Source organism: Vreelandella sp. DA03-1M (genome assembly GCF_055725665.1).
Map to the genome: position 1 here is coordinate 717,030 of NZ_CM146798.1, position 14,935 is coordinate 731,964.

General features: G+C 55.7%; 19 protein-coding genes. 14 read left to right on the plus strand and 5 right to left on the minus strand.

From position 1 onward, the window contains the following. The first annotated feature begins 62 nt into the window (after positions 1-62). Both ACXUPB_RS03400 and ACXUPB_RS03405 read left to right on the plus strand, forming a co-directional pair. Positions 63-1,019: a ribonuclease Z gene (locus ACXUPB_RS03400; protein ID WP_472955356.1), complete on the plus strand. Its 957-nt coding sequence runs from the start codon at positions 63-65 to the stop codon at positions 1,017-1,019. Between the two features lie 81 nt (positions 1,020-1,100). Next, the gene (locus ACXUPB_RS03405; RefSeq protein WP_472955358.1) at positions 1,101-1,388 is read left to right on the plus strand and encodes a HigA family addiction module antitoxin; all 288 of its coding nucleotides are present in this window, start codon (positions 1,101-1,103) and stop codon (positions 1,386-1,388) included. A gap of 105 nt (positions 1,389-1,493) precedes the next feature. Here the strand turns inward: ACXUPB_RS03405 and ACXUPB_RS03410 are convergent, their stop codons facing one another. Next, the gene (locus ACXUPB_RS03410) at positions 1,494-1,688 is read right to left on the minus strand and encodes a hypothetical protein (protein WP_472955360.1); all 195 of its coding nucleotides are present in this window, start codon (positions 1,686-1,688) and stop codon (positions 1,494-1,496) included. 327 nt (positions 1,689-2,015) lie between these two features. Between ACXUPB_RS03410 and ACXUPB_RS03415 the strand changes: the two genes are divergently transcribed. The 6 genes from ACXUPB_RS03415 to ACXUPB_RS03440 all read left to right on the plus strand — a co-directional run bounded on the left by ACXUPB_RS03415 (position 2,016) and on the right by ACXUPB_RS03440 (position 4,506). Continuing rightward, the gene (locus ACXUPB_RS03415) at positions 2,016-2,669 is read left to right on the plus strand and encodes a DsbA family oxidoreductase (protein WP_472955362.1); all 654 of its coding nucleotides are present in this window, start codon (positions 2,016-2,018) and stop codon (positions 2,667-2,669) included. A 68-nt stretch (positions 2,670-2,737) separates the two neighbouring features. Beyond that, a complete protein-coding gene (locus tag ACXUPB_RS03420; RefSeq protein ID WP_472955364.1) occupies positions 2,738-3,019 on the plus strand; it encodes a BrnT family toxin in 282 nt (93 codons plus the stop codon). Then, positions 3,012-3,314, plus strand: coding sequence for a CopG family antitoxin (locus ACXUPB_RS03425; RefSeq protein WP_035564496.1), 303 nt, complete (start codon positions 3,012-3,014; stop codon positions 3,312-3,314). Before ACXUPB_RS03420 ends, ACXUPB_RS03425 begins: the two co-directional genes overlap by 8 nt. A 30-nt stretch (positions 3,315-3,344) precedes the next feature. After that, on the plus strand, positions 3,345-3,518 hold the full coding sequence (locus tag ACXUPB_RS03430; RefSeq protein WP_200897106.1) for a hypothetical protein: 174 nt from the start codon (positions 3,345-3,347) through the stop codon (positions 3,516-3,518). Between the two features lie 443 nt (positions 3,519-3,961). Then, the gene (locus ACXUPB_RS03435; protein ID WP_472955365.1) at positions 3,962-4,207 is read left to right on the plus strand and encodes a type II toxin-antitoxin system CcdA family antitoxin; all 246 of its coding nucleotides are present in this window, start codon (positions 3,962-3,964) and stop codon (positions 4,205-4,207) included. Further along, a complete protein-coding gene (locus ACXUPB_RS03440; RefSeq protein WP_472955367.1) occupies positions 4,207-4,506 on the plus strand; it encodes a CcdB family protein in 300 nt (99 codons plus the stop codon). The genes ACXUPB_RS03435 and ACXUPB_RS03440 overlap by 1 nt, the downstream gene beginning before the upstream one ends. Positions 4,507-4,653: 147 nt before the next feature. Here the strand turns inward: ACXUPB_RS03440 and ACXUPB_RS03445 are convergent, their stop codons facing one another. Beyond that, positions 4,654-5,847, minus strand: a complete 1,194-nt coding sequence (locus ACXUPB_RS03445) for an E22 family MetX-like putative esterase (protein WP_472955369.1) — start codon at positions 5,845-5,847, stop codon at positions 4,654-4,656. Between the two features lie 93 nt (positions 5,848-5,940). Then, entirely contained in the window at positions 5,941-7,137 is a 1,197-nt protein-coding gene (locus ACXUPB_RS03450) for a UbiH/UbiF/VisC/COQ6 family ubiquinone biosynthesis hydroxylase (RefSeq protein ID WP_472956678.1), read from the minus strand. 98 nt (positions 7,138-7,235) lie between these two features. Between ACXUPB_RS03450 and ACXUPB_RS03455 the strand changes: the two genes are divergently transcribed. After that, positions 7,236-8,093 (plus strand): NAD-dependent protein deacetylase, encoded by an 858-nt coding sequence (locus ACXUPB_RS03455; protein WP_472955372.1) that lies wholly within the window; start codon positions 7,236-7,238, stop codon positions 8,091-8,093. A 12-nt stretch (positions 8,094-8,105) separates the two neighbouring features. Here ACXUPB_RS03455 and ACXUPB_RS03460 read toward each other — a convergent pair whose 3' ends face one another. Beyond that, positions 8,106-8,717 carry a DNA-3-methyladenine glycosylase gene (locus ACXUPB_RS03460; protein ID WP_472955374.1) on the minus strand — a complete coding sequence of 204 codons (612 nt, stop codon included), beginning with the start codon at positions 8,715-8,717 and terminating at the stop codon, positions 8,106-8,108. 82 nt (positions 8,718-8,799) lie between these two features. On the opposite strand from ACXUPB_RS03460, the gene ACXUPB_RS03465 reads away from it, so the two are divergent. From ACXUPB_RS03465 to ACXUPB_RS03485, 5 genes are all read left to right on the plus strand, one after another. Continuing rightward, positions 8,800-10,263 carry a protein adenylyltransferase SelO gene (locus ACXUPB_RS03465; RefSeq protein ID WP_472955376.1) on the plus strand — a complete coding sequence of 488 codons (1,464 nt, stop codon included), beginning with the start codon at positions 8,800-8,802 and terminating at the stop codon, positions 10,261-10,263. Between the two features lie 43 nt (positions 10,264-10,306). Beyond that, complete coding sequence (gene dinB, locus ACXUPB_RS03470; RefSeq protein ID WP_472955378.1) at positions 10,307-11,353, plus strand: DNA polymerase IV; 1,047 nt, start codon at positions 10,307-10,309, stop codon at positions 11,351-11,353. A 109-nt stretch (positions 11,354-11,462) separates the two neighbouring features. Further along, positions 11,463-12,290 carry an alpha/beta fold hydrolase gene (locus ACXUPB_RS03475; protein ID WP_472955380.1) on the plus strand — a complete coding sequence of 276 codons (828 nt, stop codon included), beginning with the start codon at positions 11,463-11,465 and terminating at the stop codon, positions 12,288-12,290. A gap of 9 nt (positions 12,291-12,299) precedes the next feature. Further along, positions 12,300-12,548, plus strand: a complete 249-nt coding sequence (locus ACXUPB_RS03480; RefSeq protein ID WP_186254914.1) for a YkoF family thiamine/hydroxymethylpyrimidine-binding protein — start codon at positions 12,300-12,302, stop codon at positions 12,546-12,548. A gap of 293 nt (positions 12,549-12,841) precedes the next feature. After that, complete coding sequence (locus tag ACXUPB_RS03485) at positions 12,842-13,489, plus strand: hypothetical protein (protein WP_472955381.1); 648 nt, start codon at positions 12,842-12,844, stop codon at positions 13,487-13,489. A 115-nt stretch (positions 13,490-13,604) separates the two neighbouring features. Here the strand turns inward: ACXUPB_RS03485 and gabT are convergent, their stop codons facing one another. Then, on the minus strand, positions 13,605-14,882 hold the full coding sequence (gene gabT / locus ACXUPB_RS03490) for a 4-aminobutyrate--2-oxoglutarate transaminase (protein ID WP_472955384.1): 1,278 nt from the start codon (positions 14,880-14,882) through the stop codon (positions 13,605-13,607). Positions 14,883-14,935: the final 53 nt, after the last annotated feature.

Below are 14,935 nucleotides of genomic sequence, written 5' to 3' on the forward strand. Positions count from 1 at the left end.
ATTGGAAGTCTATATGCCTGCAACCCAGGTTTGGGGTTCTAAAAAGAGAGCATGGAAGCGATATGAACCTACTATTTCTCGGCACCTCCGCCGGCGTACCCACTAAAACCAGAAACGTTTCCGGAATCGCTTTGCGAGAGAGCAAGGGCAAAGGCTGGTATCTAATCGATTGTGGTGAGGGCACCCAGCATCAAGTCTTGCACACCAAGCTGTCGTTCCATTCTTTGAAAGCCATCTTTATTACCCACGTGCACGGTGACCACTGCTATGGGCTGCCGGGTATATTGGCGAGTGCGGGAATGGGCGGCCGGAAAGCGCCCCTGACCATTGTGGCACCCGCAGGTATCAAGGCGTGGTTGGAGGCCACCTGTGAGGCCACGCAGCTATGTTTACCCTTCACTTTGGAGTTTATCGACTCAGACGAGCTGCCCAGCGTTGAGTTTGGGAGCATTGCGGTTACCATTCACAGGCTTTCACACCGGGCACCGTCCTATGCTTATGGGTTTACGGAGACAAAGGTCGACGCCGCCTTGGATGTAGATAAGCTAGCGCAAAAGAGGATTCCGAGAGGGCCGTTGTGGGGGCAGTTGAAGCAAGGGTTTGATGTTGAGTTCGAGGGTGAGCGGTTAAAAAGCCATGATTACCTGATCTTCAAGCATAAGCCGAGAAAAGTCGTGATCGCTGGGGACAATGATCAGCCTGACTTGTTGTTTGACGCGTGCGCGGGGGCCCAGGTGCTGGTGCATGAAGCCACCTACACCGAAGAGATGGCACAGAAGGCCGGAGATGTCGGGCATAGCTACGCCCAGCTTGTCGGCGCATTTGCCGAATCGGTACAGCTTCCCAACCTGGTGCTGACGCACTTCAGCCCCCGTTACCAGCTCCACCCCCTTGCGTCGCCTGCCATTGAGGACATCCGAAAGGAGGCCCTGCGCGTCTATTCGGGCTCGCTTTACCTGGCGCGGGATTTTGGCGAATACACCCTGGATAAAGCGGGCCACTTTGCTGAACTGGCATAGCAAGTTTCTCGACTCTTTTTGATGTGTCCCATACTAATGCCGAGATCGTGAATTACGAAGATTACCTCTGAGATAGCGCCAATGTTGATGCACAATCCACCCCACCCTGGTGAAGTATTACGCGAGCTTTGCTTGGAGCCTCTAGGCCTTACTGTGACAGCCGCTGCCGAAGCGCTGGGTGTAACTCGCAAAACGCTCAGTGCCGTGCTGAACGGCAAGGCGGGTATTAGCCCTGAAATGGCTGTGCGGCTTTCTATCGCGTTTGATACTTCTGCGGAAAGCTGGCTGAACCAGCAGTCCCAATACGAGCTTTGGCATGCCGAACAGCATCGCAAAGAGCTTAAGGTAAAGAGGCTGGTTGCCGCTTAAAGCAGTGGTGGTTTAAGTACACCCTGGATAAAACGGGCCACTTCTCTGAACTGGCGGGGCGATTAACCGATTTCATCCCAGCTCCGTGAGTGACCATCGCGTAGGTCAGTCGCGGCAGTAGCCTTCACCTGTTGCGACTACCAAGCAGTCTTCCTTTTCCAATAGCCACTTCATGCCGGTGGCTTCGCCGTCGCCCGCTCGAAGCAGTTGTTGACCGCCCTCGCGGTTGAAGCGAATGCCTTCGGCGGTGGCCTGCCCTTCGAAGTTGCCGATTTGATCGGCATCCAGGCCGTAGCGCATGTGAAGGAGATAATGGCCCGGGCCTTCAGGATCGTCCTTGCTGATTTCCAGGAATAATCCTTCAACGCCAGTCCATCGGCCGACCCATTGATCGGTTATCTGGTGGTGGTGCTCGCTTTATTCGGTTGACGCACCTGAGTCGGCAGCGTCTGCTGAAGAGGGATTGCTGTTTTGAGCGCACCCGCTGATAAGTAATAGGGTGCTTAACGCTAACGCTGCTTTTTCCATGGTGGTCTCTTTATCAGTACTGCCGTTACTCACTATATACACGTACCATGCTTTCTTTAGTTTGATCGAATTTTGGGATATGTCGAAGGGGTAAACAAAATGCAAAAGGTAAGAATCGACCTAGTGTCCGATGTAGCCTGCCCGTGGTGCGCGATCGGCTACCGGCGCTTGGAGCAAGCGCTAGAAACCCTTGATGGCGAGATCGACGTTGAGCTGGTCTGGCAGCCTTTTGAGCTCAACCGCGATATGCCGCCTGAGGGCGAGCCGATCTTGGAGCACTTGTGCCGCAAGTACGGCAAGGATGCTGCCAGCATGGAGCAGTCCCAACGCGAGATTATGGCCGCCGCCGAAGAGCTTGGGCTGAATTTCCGTGGTGCCCTGGAGCGACGTGCGAACAATACCTTCGCTGCCCACCGCGTGCTGGCGTGGGCTGGAACGCAAAACCTAGAGACGCCCCTGCAGTTGGCACTGTTTGATGCCTACTTCGGTGAGGCGAAAAACCCCGCCGACCCAGCGGTTCTGCGGGAGAAGGCCATTGAGGTTGGGCTTGATGGCGACGCCGCCGAGGCCATCGCCCGGTCTGATCAGTACGCAGACGAAGTTCGCGCGTCAGAGCAGCGATTTATGGAGGCAGGGGTAAACGCCGTACCAGCATTTATTCTCGATGGACGCTACCTGATCTCGGGTGCCCAGCCCGCCGATGTGCTTGTTGATGCGCTTCGTCAGGTGGCCGAGGAAAACGCTAGCCGCTAATATCCCTGTTCCACTGTGCTTCGCGCTAGCAAGATGCCAATAGGCACACGCTTTGCTACACTCGTCCCATGAAGCAAATTAACTGGAATGCTGAAAAAAACCAGCAGTTGATGAGCGAGCGTGGCGTCTCCTTCGAAGATGTCCTGTTTGCTCTTCAGTCTGGTGGCTTGCTTGATGATGGGCCTCATCCCAACAGGGATAGGTATCCGAATCAGCGACTGTTTGTGATTCGGATTGATGGTTACGCTTGGCTGGCACCGTACGTCGAGAATGAGAGAGAAATTTTTCTCAAAACGATTATTCCCAGTCGCAAGGCCACCAAGAAATTTCTAGGAGGGCAATATGGCTAGGACTAAATTAGAGCCTGAAGAGCAAGAGTTGCTTGAGGCATATGATTCCGAGGAGTTTGAATCGGATCTGAATGCTGATCGTCGGGAATATCTCACGAAGGCAGCGGAAGAAACGTTCAAGAAAGACAAACGTATCAACATTCGTATTTCCAGTCGGGATCTGGAAGCGCTTCAGCGCCGAGCGTTGGAAGAGGGACTGCCATACCAGTCTCTGGTTTCCAGTGTTCTGCACAAGTATGTTTCCGGTGGCCTCAAGGATATTTCTGCTCACAAATCAGGACAGCGGAGACGCTAGCGCAATCCAGGCCTATTTGGGTGATTCGCAATGAGTAAGTGGAATAAAGAAGAGCAGGATATTCTGGACGCATTTGATGCGGGAGAGTTGCAGCGAGCGACAGATGTTGAAGACAGAAATGCAAAGCATCAGCAGTATGCTGAGGCGATGCTCAAGAAAGATGCCAGCATTCTTCATAAATATGTGGAAGGACGCTTGCATTAGGCTCGGTAGTTAATCCGCCTATTCATTGAGTCAGAGCGCTGGCTCTCTCAAAGCCAGCGCTCAAGCCCTTGCTTCAAAAACTCTCAACTTATCGCTGGCTTGGTCGATGGAAACAACACCATCCAAGTGGCCTCGATTGCCTTCCTGGGTTACCGGTGCCGCCCACTTCAATCAGAGCAGTAATGCGAGCGGCGGCAATGCCATGCAGGGGTTGCTCAGTAGGCGTTTCGCCTGAGCGCATGGGTAACGGCAGGATGTTAAAACCTTCTACCTTCTTCAGTATAAAGAAGGCGAAGCTAGCCCGAGAAAAAGACAGTCAGACTATCCAGTTTAATGAAGTATGGCTGATCTACGGGGTAGCTCTGAGCTTGGCGCCGCACAACATTGATGAGATATAAATATGCGCATATAGTAAGTGCATTGTTATGTGCGAGGAGTGAATCATGCAAGCCGCCGAAGTGAGCAAATCCATACGCAAGCCAACGAACTTATCGCTAGATAGTGCCCTTCTAAAAGAGGCCAAAGCGCTGGGAATCAATGTTTCACGATCAGCAGAGGCAGGGATTGCGGAGGCGGTGAAGCTGCATAAGCAGAAGCAGTGGTTGGAGGATAATGCCACAGCCCTTGCAAGCTCGAATGCATACGTTGAAGCGAATGGATTGCCTCTTGCACGGCACCGTCAGTTCTAATGGCCCGTTTCGATATCTTTGAAAATAAGGGTGGGGATGGCTATCTGCTGGATGTTCAGACAGATCTTCTCAGTGGCTTGAACACTCGAGTGGTCGTGCCACTGCTGCCCAAATCCTCGGCACCGTCTCCTGCTCAGAGGCTAAACCCGGTGTTCAACGTTAAGGGCCAAGAGGTTGTCATGGCGACTCAGTACATGGCTGCTGTGCCTGAAAGCGAATTGCGTTTTATTGCAGGTAGCCTTGCTGAGCAGCAAGACGAGATTTCTGCGGCGTTGGATATGCTGTTTTTGGGATTTTAAGGTTGAGCTTGTAGGGGTTTCACCGATTGCGTCGTATCGGCCGCACTTGAGCTGGTCTGCAATGAATGCATCAAAATGATGGCAAAAAAAGCGGCGCTGGTGTGATAAACGCTGGCTTTAGTCTAAAAGCCAGCGCTCCCCCCCCCCTTACTGCAAAAACTCTCGCAACGTATCACTCGCTTGGTCGATGGAAACAACGCCATCCAAGTGGCCTCGATTGCCTTCCAGGGTTTCAAGCGTCACGTCGGTGCCGTCTGCTTCAATCAACTCGGCAGTGCGGCGCACGCCTTGGGGAGCGAAGACAAGATCGTTTTCGCTATACAGCATTAGAGTCGGTGCTTCGATGGCGGCAAGCCCTTCCTCTAGCGAGTCGCCGTGGCCCGCCATAAAGGTTTGGTTGGCGCGCACCAGGTAGAGCAGGTGGTTGGCATCGGACGTCTCGGCACGGGCGGCGGCAACGTCATCCAGGGTTTGCTCGATGGCGTAGCGGGCATTGATATCCTCAGCCGGGTCGCGCGCTTCATCGGCCCAGTCGCGGTTAAAGGTTTCGTTGGCCCATTGCCAGTGGTTGGCGTTGAGAGTGACCAGTTTCAGTGCTTCTTTTAGGCCGTCGGTGGGCGGCTCGCCGTCGTAGTAATTACCTTCATTCCAGTTGGCATCCAGTCGAATTGGCGCTGCCCAGGCGCTTAGCGTGGCCAGCAGCCAGGGGTCGGCAACGCCGCCGCCAATCACTGAGATTAGCCGTTCGACTCGGTCTGGGTAGGCGCTGGCCCACTCGATGGCCTGTAGCGCGCCCATCGAAGCACCCATCACCGCATGCAGCGATTCAATCCCTTGACTCTCCAGTAGCTCGCGCTGTACCTCGACAAAGTCGCGGATGGTAACGACCGGGAAATCCATGCCCCAGGGCTCGCCGGTGTCGGGATTGATGGAGGCGGGCCCGGTGGTGGTGACGTTGGGATCATTAGCGCCAAGATTGACCAGCGTATCCGAGGAGATGATGTAGTACTCATCGGTATCGAGTGGTTTACCGGGGCCAATGATCGCATCCCAGTAGCCGGTCGGCTGCCCATCTGCCTCATAGCGGCCTGCCGCATGGCTAGTACCTGAGAAAAAGTGAGTAATCAGAATGACGTTATCGCGGGCGTCGTTGAGCTCGCCGTAGGCTTCCCAGCCCACCGTGACGTTAGGAATCGTCTCACCGCCCTGGGTAGTGAAGCTGTCCATTTCGAAGGTCTGTTTCTCAACGACGCCATCCCAGGCCCACAGGGGTGAAGCCAGAAGGAAGCCAAGGCCGGAACAGAGGGTTGCCGTGAACAGCGTTTGCCGTGTAGATGCCATAGGGTTGCCTTAAATGAGGGGTTATTGTGATTGTTAGTGACCACAGGCAGTGGCCATCCCCTCAGCATAGTCAGTTCTGAAGCATAAACAGCCCTAGCGCATTTTGAATGGATTCAAGCCGTTGGCTTGTTGCATCATCATGCGTTTGGCGAACGGGAAGCGCTCGGCAATTTGCAGGCTTAGATCGCCTAGCTGGCGCAGCGGCTTGGCACCGGTAAACAGGTGGTGAAAGCTGTCGGTGGCGGCGATCATGGCCTGGTTGGCGACGCGACGCTGGCACTCGAAGCGGAGTAGGTCAATCGGGTCACCTGGATCGCGGCCTTTGATGATGATCTCGGCAAGCGTATCGGCGTCGTGAAGGCCGATATTCAATCCCTGGCCTGCCAACGGGTGCACCACGTGAGCGGCATCGCCAATCAGCGCCAGGCGCTTGCCGATATAGCGCTGGGCGTGCTGGCGCTTGATGGGAAAGCTGGCCCGCGCCACGATGCGAGTGATTTTGCCCAGGCGCTTGGGAAAGGCCATTTCGATGGCCGCTGTCAGTGCGTCATCGTCAAGCTGTTCGCGGGCTTTGGTTGTTTCGTCGCGGTCATACCACACTAATGAGGCGCGCTGGCCGGGCAGCGGTAGCATGGCTAGCGGGCCGGTGGGGGTAAACACCTGCCAACTGACATCCTGCTGGGGCAGTTCGGTTTCCACGTTAATGATCATTGCCCGCTGATGGTAGTCATAGCGGGTCACGCTAATGCCGGCCAGCGAACGCAGCGTCGATGTTGCCCCGTCGGCGCCGACAATCAGTCGGGCGCTTAGGGTTTTGCCGTTATCCAGTTCCAGTAGGCGGCTGTTCGTCGCCGAGACGGTGCTTAACGGCGCGCACTGGGTGTAGCAGGTGACGCTGGGCAGCTGTTCCAGGCGTTGCCATAGCGCATACTGCAGGGTGCGGTTTTCGATAAAGATGCCGAAGTCTTCCATGCCGCTATCTTCAGCGGAAAACAGAGAGTGGCCGGTGCCATCCTGGTTGGAAACATCGATATGGCGAAACGGGCAGCTACGCTCTTCCGGCAGAGTGGTGCCGCTTGCTTTGATAAATGCCAGCGAGCGCGCATTGAGCGATGAGATGCGCAGGTCATAATCGCCGCTGGGCGGGGTGGGGGCATCGCCCTGTTCCACCAGCCCGACAGAAAAGCCGGTTTGGCCCAAGCGCGCTGCCAGCGCGGCGCCGACCATACCGCCGCCGACAATGATGACATCATGGTCGTGCTGCCCAGAACGTTGCTCAGACTGTTGCATCATATGCTCCTTAAAATGAGGTGCCGTTGTGCATTGCGCAGGCGTTGGTTGTCATACAGTATCGTTGAGTTTGAGCAAGATTGCCTAGAGGTGAACGATTGACGCAGGCCGTGGAAATAGTAAATAGCGTTGCCCAGGCGGGTGAGGAGCTGGCAGCGTTTATTCAACAGAACCCCAAACTGTGGGTGATTACCGGTGCGGGCGTAAGTACCGACAGCGGCATTCCGGACTATCGGGATGCGGATGGCCAGTGGAAGCGGCCGCCCCCGGTGCAGCATGGCGACTTTATGAGTTCTCATCACGTTCGTCAGCGCTACTGGGCGCGGGCGCTGATTGGCTTTAGCGCTATGCGCGAAGCCCAGGCCAGCGGTGCGCACCGTGCGCTGGCCGCGCTGGAGTCACGTGGCTATATCCAGCAGTTAGTGACCCAAAACGTTGACCGTTTGCATCAGCGGGCTGGTTCGCGACGGGTGATCGACCTGCATGGCCGGGCGGATATGGTGAAGTGCATGGTGTGCGACTACCAAATGATGCGCCATGCCATGCATGCCGAAATGGCGCGCATGAATCCGAGCTTTACTGGTTTGCAGGCGGGGCACGCTCCGGATGGCGATGCCGACCTGGAAACCGATTTCAGCACGTTTCGTATTTTCGACTGCCCGCGCTGCAGCGGTATCTTAAAGCCTGATGTGGTGTTCTACGGCGATGTGGTGCCCGCCGAACGGCGGCTGGCAGCCCAGGTAGCGCTGGCCGAGGCGGAGGCGGTGCTGGCCGTGGGCACCTCGTTGATGGTGTTTTCAGGCTACCGTTTCTGCCGCGCCGCCCATGAGCGGGGTATCCCGCTGGCGTCGCTCTCGCTCGGCGTCACAAGGGCAGATGCGCTATTGACCCATCAGTGGCGCGCGCCGTTGACGCCAGTGCTGGAGCAGGCAGTTCGCTGTTTGCAGGGCACTTAGTCCTGTTCAGCACTAGCGCGCCTTCGATACCCACGCATTATCTTCCAACCAGAGCCGCCATGGCGCATCGCGGTGCTCGGGTTTGGCGTAATCGATGCCCACACGTGGGCCACTGACTATCGAGGCGTCGTGGGTTGCTGTGCTAATCCAGAGCTTGTCAGCCTGGGTCATATCGTGACCATACAGCGCTTTATCGATCGTCATTGCACGAGTGAGCTTGCCGGGGCCATTGCTGAGCTGTTTACCTAAAGCTTGGCGGGTGGCGCGCATGGCGGCTTCGTTAACGGTGGGCTCTACTGCACGAATCAACACCGCGCAGGGCGAGCCTTCCGGTTCAGTCACCACGTTTAGCAGCCAGTGCATGCCGTAAACGAGATAGACATAGGCGTGACCCGCAGGGCCGAACATTGCTTCGGTGCGCGGCGAGCGGCGCCGATGGGCATGGCAGGCGGTGTCTTCAGCACCGCAGTAGGCCTCGGTTTCGACGATTCTTGCCGCCATTTGCTCACCGTTATGCTCACGCACCAGCCAGCAGCCGAGCATGTCACGCGCCACTTCTAGCGTGTCGCGGTTATAAAAATCTCTGGGCAGTGGCGTCAGTACGCTCTCTTTAACATTTGGCATGTTTGGCAACATCGCCTCGGCGTTTAGTTGAGTAGAATGCTAGGGTATTAGCTAACCATAGCAATTAGAAGCGGAGCCTATCGTGCTGTCATTTGAACATCTCTATTCCACGTTACCGGAACCCCTTTGGGTTGCCACCCAAGCAACGCCCGTGGCCCAACCCGAGCTGATCGCGTTTAATGCCCCGCTTGCCCATGAGCTAGGCGCCAAAGAGATACCTGACTCCGAAACGCTGGCCCAGTGGTTTAGCGGTAATCAGCCCATGCCGAGTTCTCAGCCGGGCGCATTAGGTTACGCAGGTCACCAGTTCGGCAACTTCGTGCCGCAACTGGGCGATGGCCGTGCGTTGCTGCTGGGTGAGGTGATCGACCAGAGCGGCGTGCGCCGCGATGTGCAGCTAAAAGGCAGCGGCCGCACGCCGTTTTCTCGCGGTGGCGATGGTCGTTCGCCGCTAGGCCCGGTGCTGCGTGAATACCTGGTCAGCGAATTTATGGCCGCGATGGGTATTCCCACCACTCGAGCCCTTGCGGCCGTCACCAGCGGCGAGAGGGTGGTGCGGCAAATGGCCGAGCCCGGCGCCGTCTTTACCCGCGTGGCGAGCAGCCATATTCGCGTGGGCACCTTTCAGTTTGCCGCTGCGCAGCGGGACGAAGCCTTGCTCAAAGCACTGGCGGACCATGTGATTGTGCGCCACTACCCGGAAGCCGCCAATGCGGAAGACCCTTATTTGGCACTGTTAGAAGCCGTGGTGGCTCGCCAAGCGGTGCTGATCGCCCGCTGGATGAGCGTCGGTTTTATCCACGGTGTGATGAATACCGATAACTGCAGCATTGCCGGTGAAACCATCGATTACGGCCCCTGCGCCTTTATGGAGCAGTTCGACCCGCAGAAGGTGTTTAGCTCCATCGATCAGGGTAAGCGCTACGCCTTTGAGAACCAGCCCGCCATTGCTCAGTGGAACTTGGCGCGCTTTGCCGAAACGCTGTTGCCATTAATGCGTGAAGAGGGCGACGCGCTGGTGCAGCAGGCCACTGACGTCATTCGTCGCTTCGAATCACTGTTCAGCGCGGAGCAGCTCCGCTTGCATGCAGATAAACTCGGCTTGGCGGCGGAAAGCCCTCAAGCAGCGCCATTGATGGAAGCACTGGAAAGCCAGATGCATCAAGGGCGGATGGATATGACCGCCACCTTCGATGCGCTCACTCACTACGCACTTTCGCCAAGTGATGAGCACCGTGAAGCGCTGCTGGCGCTGACGACTCAGCCCAGTGAGTTGACCGCGTGGCTGGAGACTTGGCAGGCCGAGCAAGTCGCCAGTCAAGACAGCCCGCGCTCCGCCGCCATGCGAAGCGCCAACCCGGTGATCATTCCCCGCAACCACCGGGTTCAGGAAGCCATTGATGCCGCTTACGATGGTGATTTTGCGCCTTTCCACACTTTATTGGCAGTTGTGACTAAGCCGTTCGATGAATCTGTTGAAGCGCGCCGTTTAGCAGCGCCTGCTACGGAAAATGAGCAAGTGTTGAGAACGTTCTGCGGCACCTGAGGCTGTGATAAACTGTGGTTTTTTACAGGTAGAAGGGTAGCCGGTGCGCAAAATCATTCACTGCGACTGTGACTGCTTTTATGCAGCAGTGGAAATGCGCGATAACCCCGCGCTGCGGGATATCCCCATTGCCATTGGCGGCAGTGTAGAGCAGCGCGGGGTGGTCGCTACTTGTAACTACCCTGCTCGTGAGTTTGGTATTCATTCGGCAATGCCGATGGCCCAGGCACTCAAGCGTTGTCCGCATCTCACCGTGATTCGCGGTGAGATGGCCAAATACAAAGAGGTCGCCCGCCAAGTCTTCGCCATTTACCGCGATGTGACTGAACTGATCGAACCGCTCTCCCTGGATGAGGCGTTTCTGGATGTCTCGGAGGTCACGCTGCATCACGGTAGCGCCACACTAATGGCCGAAGCGATCCGCGAACGGGTCAGCCGAGAAGTGGGGATCACCGTTTCAGCGGGCGTCGCGCCCAATAAGTTTCTGGCCAAAATCGCCAGCGACTGGAACAAGCCCGACGGCCTGTGCGTGATCACGCCAGATAAGGTCGATAGCTTTGTGCAGCAACTGCCGGTCAAGAAAATCCATGGGGTGGGCCCGCGTACGGCTGAGAAGTTAGCGGGGCTGGATATTCATACCTGTGCTGACCTGCGTACCCGCACGCTCACCGATCTGGTCGAGCACTTTGGCCGCTTTGGTAAGCGGCTGCATGAATTGAGCTGGGGGCGGGACGAGCGCCCCGTTAAAACCCACCGTGAGCGCAAATCGGTGAGTACTGAGCAGACCTACGCCAAGGATTTACCCAACCTCGACGCCTGCCGCCGCGAGCTCCCCGCGCTGATCGAGGATTTAGAGCGCCGCTACGCACGCCTTGACCCACCGCTGGCAGTGCGCGGGCTGATCGTCAAAGTAAAATTTAACGACTTTACCCAAACCACCGTGGAACACGCCGACCCGGCGCCTAACCTTGAACAGTTTGAAACCCTGCTTAACGTTGGTTGGGACAGGGGCGAGCGCCCTGTGCGCCTTTTGGGAGTGGGGTACCGGCTGGCGGAAAGCAGCCAGGAGCATCAACTGTCGCTGTTTTAATTAGCCGGTTAATCCTTTTATGGATTGACGCTCCTCCAGGCCCGCGATAAAACAGCCGTATGATAGATTGAGTTGTTCATTTTCCGTTTTGTCACCCACGAGCCCCGCCATGCCAGCTGATGCCGCTTCACGCCCCCGATTAGTGTTTGCCCATGCCAATGGTTTTCCAGGGCTGAGCTATCGCAGCTTGCTCAACCCACTGGCAGAGATGTTTGACCTGCACCCTTTGGATCGCCTGGGTCACCACCCGGATTATCCGGTGAATCACAATTGGGGCAATCTGGTGGATGAGCTGCTGAGCTACCTACCTCAGAGTGATAAACCGCTGCTGGGCGTGGGGCATTCGTTGGGTGGGACGCTGATGGCCATGGCGGCCGATAAACAGCCCGAGCGCTTTTGCGGGGTGATCATGCTGGACCCGCCGTTGATGCTGGGAACGGATGCCTGGGCGATGAAAGCCGCCAAGCGGTTTGGCTTTGTGGACCGAGTAACGCCAGCGGGTAAAACCTTAGGGCGGCGCACCGTGTGGCCGAGCAGAGAGGTCATGGCGACTTCGCTGGGGCGTCGTGGTCTGTTTCGCCGCTTTACCCCGGAAGCACTCAACGACTACATTGAAGCAGGAACCCGTTTATTGGATGACGGCAGCGCAGAACTGACTTTCGATCCGCGTATCGAGGTGGAGATTTTCCGCCATCTGCCGGATCACCTTTCGCGCCTGCCACAGCGGCTTGGCGTGCCGCTTGAGCTGGTGGCGGGTAACGAGTCGCACCTGTTGACGGCATCTCGTATCAAACGCTTGAGGCGCAAGGGGTTATCGGTGAGCGAGGTTCCCGGCACGCATATGTTCCCGATGGAGCATCCGGATGAGACGCGTGCCGCCATATTGGCTGCCTGGCAGCGTATCGCCAGTACCAGTCAGTCTTCTCATACAGCATAAGGAGGCGTTATGTATCTTTCCGTACAGCTTAGCTATTACCCGCTGGCCGATGATTTCAAGCCAGTGGTCAAAGAGGTAGTAAAACGCTTGGAAGCGACGGGGCTGGAAGTGCACCCGAACCGTATGAGTACACAGGTATTTGGCGAGTTCGATGAGGTAATGGCAGCATTAAGCGATGTGATGAAGTGGTCGTTTGAGACCCATGGTAAGGCGGTATTTACGGTTAACTTTTTGGAAGGAGACCGTCGGCCTCGGTAACTGAGCCGAAGTCGCTGCGACGGAAGCTCTGTGCGGGATCAGCCGTGGCCATCGCTTAAGCGCCCACAGTGGCGAAACTGGTGGGTTGCGGAAAAACCGGCCCTGGCGGAGCTTTCGCCAATGGTGGTCATAGTCGCCTGTTGCAGGTAGTCGCGCTGTCCTGCCTATCATCGCTTGAGATGACCCTTCGATTGCATACACCAACGAGACGCGTTTTTTAGGGCCTACTCGTTGGTAAGCGGGTTAGATAAGTTATCATTAAACTACATAAGTCATGGGGCGAGGATATCATCATGTTGACAGCGCTTGTTTTTTTGATGATTTTGGTGGGAGTGACGACTTCTTGGTATCAAATCTATCAAATGCATTTCAATATTAATACATATGATAGCTCTAAACTTTCGGGTAAGAAAAACAGGCAGTTCGAAAAGCTTAGCGTCTACGAAAAGAGAGCAGTTGAAAATCAAGATGCCTCCCTTCTTGATAAAGAGACTGTTGATATATTCGGTAATGATTTTAATGTGGAAGCATTACGGATTGCTTTTTCTAAAGAGGGGCGGGAGATTTATGGAGTGCCGCTTTTAAGGCGTAAAAAGGGTTTGGTTTTAAATTCGTCGAGCAAAAAGGGAAGTGGTAGTACCAGTGCTCGCCATGCTCTTTGCTTCAAGACGGGGCTGCCTTCAATCAACCTGAGAAGCTTTTTTATAGTCGCCGTCATTGCTAACTGTGGGTTGATTCAATTATTGGCGGCCATGAGTATCTACACCATTCACTATGAAGTTAGTGTGTCGATTTTAGAGTGGATTAATCAACCTGTGATGATTATGCCTATGATATTTTTTATTGTGTTCTTGAACTACTTGATCTCTAAAGTAGATGCTTATATGCATGATCTTTATCAGGTTGGAAAGTTGAATCAGCTGGCGCCTTTATTCAAGTGATGTTGTCAGGTTTGACGTTCTTTGAAATGAGGCGATAGCCTCATTGACTAGATAAAAGCTGGCTAGACAGAAACGCCGCCCGATTGGGCGGCGTATGTTTGAATATTGATAATGCTTAGGTCAAAGATTCCAGGCAGGACTCGATGATATCCAGGCCTTCGTTGAGCACGTCGTCTTGAATGGTGACGGGCATCAGGAAGCGGATGGTGTTGCCGTACATGCCGCAGGAAAGCAGGATCAAGCCCTCTTCGCGAGCTTTCTTGCACAGCGCGGCAGCCAGTTCTGGGTTAGGCGTATGCTCGGCTTTGTTCGACACCAGCTCAAAGGCAGCCATCGCGCCCATGTTGCGCACGTGGTCGATGCAATCAAACTTGTCTGCCCACACGTTGAAGCGCTTGGCCAGCTTGTCGCCCAGGGCCCGGCTCTTCTCCAGAATGTTCTCTTCTTCAAACACTTCCATGACCGCTAGCGCCGCCGCACAGGCAGTGGGGCTGCCGGTGTAGGTGCCGCCCAGCGAGTTAGGGCCTGAAGCGTCCATCACTTTATCGGTACCGACGATAGCGGAGATCGGCATGCCATCAGCCATACTCTTGGCCATGGTCATGATGTCCGGCTCGACGCCGCTATGTTCGATGGCAAACATTTTGCCGGTACGGCCAAAGCCCGACTGCACTTCATCGACGATCATCAGCATGCCGTGCTCATCGCAGATTTCGCGAATTTTAGTTAGAAAGCTGGTAGAGGCGGGGTAGAAACCGCCTTCACCAAGCACCGGCTCAAGCACGATGGCCGCGGTGTCTTTCGGGTTGGCATCGGTTTTCAGCGTCATTTTCAGGCCGCGAATGGCTTCATCTTCGCTCACGCCGTGGTAGGGCACTGGATAGGGCGCACGGAAGACGGTGCCCGGCATCGGGCCGAAGTCGCTCTGGTAAGGCGCCACTTTGCCGTTCATGGCCATGGTGTAAAAGGTACGACCGTGGTAGCCGCCATCGAAACAGATAACGTTGGAGCGGCCGGTAGCGGCGCGGGCGATCTTGACCGCGTTTTCCAGCGCTTCCGCACCGGAGTTGGCCAGCATGACTTTGGCATGACCACGAACCGGAACGATGTGACTGAGCTTTTCCGCGACCTTAACGTAGCCTTCATAAGGCATGACCGTCTGGCAGGTATGCATCAGCTTATCGAGCTGGGCTTTTACCGCCGCGACGACTTTAGGGTGACGGTGACCTACGTTGAGTACGCCAATGCCACCCGCGAAGTCGATAAAGCGGTTGCCGTCCGCGTCCCAGATTTCAGCGTTTTCCGCGTGGTCGGCGAATGCCGTTGCAGGGCTTGCGGCACCAGCAGCGACGTATTTATGTTTCAGCTCGTTCAGTTCGGCATTGCTGCTCATGGCTTACTTCCTAATTGATGAGGGATGATCTTTCAGCATAGTACTTATAAGCA